Annotated in this window: 1 protein-coding gene; it reads right to left on the reverse strand. The window is 47.3% G+C overall.

Going from position 1 to position 264, the window contains the following annotated elements; genetic code table 11:
- Positions 1-264: lyase family protein (locus AAEY62_RS22965; protein WP_350636744.1), on the reverse strand; the 264-nt coding region annotated here is incomplete at both ends.

A 264-nucleotide genomic window follows, 5' to 3' on the forward strand; every position in this document is an offset into this window, starting at 1 on the left:
GGCATAGACTTTCAGCTGCCCTGATAAAGCCACAATGGCATCTTGCGAGCCAATATTATAAAAAAAGTTATCACTGGGGATAAAGTTAATCCCTACTTTTTCACTTAGCTGTTTGGCAAATAGCGTAGCAAATTGTGGATCGGCATTAATACCGGTGCCGACCGCTGTTCCCCCCTGAGCCAGCTCACAAACACGTATTAGTGCATGCTCAATACCGCTGGCTGCGTGCTTTACCTGCGATTGCCATGCGCTGAGTGTTTGCTC

Source organism: Pseudoalteromonas sp. GW168-MNA-CIBAN-0100 (assembly GCF_040309225.1).
Taxonomy (GTDB): Bacteria; Pseudomonadota; Gammaproteobacteria; order Enterobacterales; family Alteromonadaceae; genus Pseudoalteromonas; species Pseudoalteromonas arctica.